The following is a 1,865-nucleotide window of genomic DNA, read 5'->3' as shown; positions in this document are numbered from 1 at the left end:
AGCCGTCCACACCATCAGTTCTCAGTGAAAATCAACACCCAGCGGACGGACGTTGCAAAGAACACCCAGGTCGCGGCCGCGCGGAAGCGGGTACGCCAGCGCTCAAAAAAACAGTAACGCTTTTCAGGTCGGCACGATCAGTTCGAATCTATAACGGATTAAGCTGGTATTTTTCAGAAACGAGTCTTGCGAGCTCTGGTAAGGTTAACGGTGCAGTATTTCTTGTTCTGTTTTTATTGTGTGATCTGATCCTAATTTTTCCGGGATGTTGAGGTCTCACACCCTAAATTCCCCAAAGAAATTTGTTCTTTTCCGATCTGGTATCGGTTTTTTGCGTGTGGGTTCCTCATTCCGCAATACTTGTAAACGAGAAAATCAATGTCCGACCACACAACAATTTCTTCCGCTGTAGAGGCGGATCTTATGCAGCTCGTGGCCCTGCACCGGCTGCTTGACTTTGCCATAAGCCAATCGCTCGAAGGTAATACGGACGATCGCATTCTGGAGGGCGTCGTCATTCTGACGCGCATGATTGGACGCAAGGTCCGGTGCGTGACCAGCAAGATTCTGGATGGCGAAGGCTCCGGCTGCGACTGACGCATTCCTCCTCACTCATATCCCTTTCTTCCATTAACAGGCGCGCCCAAATTGCGCCTGTTCTCGTTTCATACGGAAAATAAAGAATGTTTCGCTCTTCAGATGACGCCACACCGTCCCGTTTTCACCCCACCGAAGCTGATCTGATCACCTATCAGGACTTGGCCCGTGCTCTTGGTGCTCCACCGAGCGAGGCCATCTGCCGGTATCTCGGCCCGGCGGGCCAACATCTGGTGTTCATCGGTGAGTCCGGTCAGCGGGACTGGGCCCGCATCGATGCTCAGGCGAGGGCGCGCTGGCCCGAGATGCCGCCCACGGGAACCACAGCTTCGGATGGAAAGGCGCTGGAATCCCTGCCTGAACGTATCGTGTATCAGATACTGGCTTCTCTCAAACATCAGGATATGGAGATCGATCTTCACCAGCCGATTATGCCTGATATGGGGCCCGAGAAAGCAGATCTGACGCTGCGACGTCGGGATGCCGCCTGCTTCATCGAGGTGATCGGCTGCTGCGGTGTGAACCGCATCACCCGCAACGATCATGAGCGCCGGGGGCTGGAGCGCTTCGAGCGGCGTGAAGCCTTTTACCGCCGTGTTGGCATCACCCCAGTCTGCATCTTTCTCGATCTTCTGGCGCGTCCGGAAGACCTGAAGGCACTGTGCCAGTCTCTGGTGGACCGGATCGCTGACGACGGGCGTGACAGAGAGATGTCGCTATAAGGACAAGGGCCGATGTCTGAGGCGTGGGGTAACGGGAAACGGAGTTTCCACGCCAGGAATGGTAGCGCACGACATCAGTTTTGGTATCCGGAGCGCAATCGAACGATGTCAAAAATTGCGAAAAAACCGTCTTGCCGTTTCAGGAATGTCTCATACCCTGATTTTAACAGGGAAACTGGCGCATGATTCGAGGCTCAAGCCCTGAGCATCGAGTGAAGTCAGTTTCCTCTTGTGGAGGCTGAAGGAATGTCCAGTACAAGAATAGATAAATGGAATCTGGCAGGAGAGCACTCTGCCAGTGCACATCTCCGATTATATACTCAAAACAGAAGAGTATGCAGAATGTCGGCGGCTAAAAGCGGAGCTCTGGAAATAGAGTTTCATGGTCTGCTGCGTTACCCTGAAGCGGCAGCGTATATCGGTCTTGCAGAAGGAACATTACGGAACCAGCATGAGGAGTTGGGAATTCGGTCGTTGAAAATCGGTCGGATCCGGTGTTTTCGTATCGAGGATCTGGATGATTTTATTGCGAGGAAGATTCTGGAA

3 protein-coding genes are annotated in these 1,865 nt (G+C 53.1%); all 3 read left to right on the top strand.

Annotation, left to right across the window (positions count from 1 at the left end; all coding sequences use genetic code 11):
- Positions 1 to 378 precede the first annotated feature (378 nt).
- A complete protein-coding gene (locus AD944_RS00540; protein ID WP_024716921.1) occupies positions 379 to 597 on the top strand; it encodes a hypothetical protein in 219 nt (72 codons plus the stop codon).
- An 86-nt stretch (positions 598 to 683) separates the two neighbouring features.
- Positions 684 to 1,319: a hypothetical protein gene (locus AD944_RS00535; RefSeq protein WP_061474628.1), complete on the top strand. Its 636-nt coding sequence runs from the start codon at positions 684 to 686 to the stop codon at positions 1,317 to 1,319.
- A 246-nt stretch (positions 1,320 to 1,565) separates the two neighbouring features.
- On the top strand, positions 1,566 to 1,865 hold a 300-nt coding region (locus AD944_RS00530; RefSeq protein ID WP_248845792.1), incomplete at its 3' end, for a MerR family transcriptional regulator.

The sequence above is a fragment of the Acetobacter tropicalis genome (assembly GCF_001580915.1).
In the GTDB taxonomy this organism is placed as follows: Bacteria; Pseudomonadota; Alphaproteobacteria; order Acetobacterales; family Acetobacteraceae; genus Acetobacter; species Acetobacter tropicalis.
This window is presented reverse-complemented; position numbering and strand designations above follow the sequence as displayed.